This is a genomic window from Ralstonia sp. RL, from assembly GCF_001683835.1.
Taxonomy (GTDB): Bacteria; Pseudomonadota; Gammaproteobacteria; order Burkholderiales; family Burkholderiaceae; genus Ralstonia; species Ralstonia mannitolilytica.
This window is the reverse complement of the sequence record NZ_LWRX01000070.1, coordinates 1-447: the sequence shown is the minus strand read 5'-3', so window position 1 is coordinate 447 and position 447 is coordinate 1. Positions and strand designations below refer to the sequence as shown.

1 protein-coding gene is annotated in these 447 nt (G+C 62.2%); it reads left to right on the top strand.

Annotated features, from left to right (window positions below):
• The coding region (cas1, locus tag A6M56_RS07585; protein ID WP_286757979.1) for a CRISPR-associated endonuclease Cas1 at positions 1 to 447 on the top strand (447 nt) is incomplete at both ends.

Below are 447 nucleotides of genomic sequence, written 5' to 3'. Positions count from 1 at the left end.
GGTTGCTCTTGTGCTGCTTGATGCCAATGGCCGTTTCAAGGCGCGACTGGAAGGAGCTGTCTCCGGCAACGTGCTGCTTCGCCAAGCGCAATACCGCTTGGCCGGCGACTCCTCATTTGCGATGGGGGTGGCACGCAACTGCATTGCCGGCAAGGTGCGCAATTGTCGGCAGGTACTCTTGCGCGGCGCCCGCGAGAGCAAAGCGGAAGACGATGCTGCCGTGCTTGCACGCGGGGCCAACGATCTGGCGGCGGCCTTGCGTGCGCTACCTGCTGCCGATGATTTCGATACCTTGCGCGGCATCGAAGGGGAGGCGGCACGCCAGTATTTTGCTGCGCTCAATTTCCTCATACGCCCGGCCGCACGGAGAGATTTTCGCATGGATGGGCGTACCCGTCGCCCCCCGCGTGACCGGCTCAATGCGCTGCTCTCCTTTCTTTATTCCTT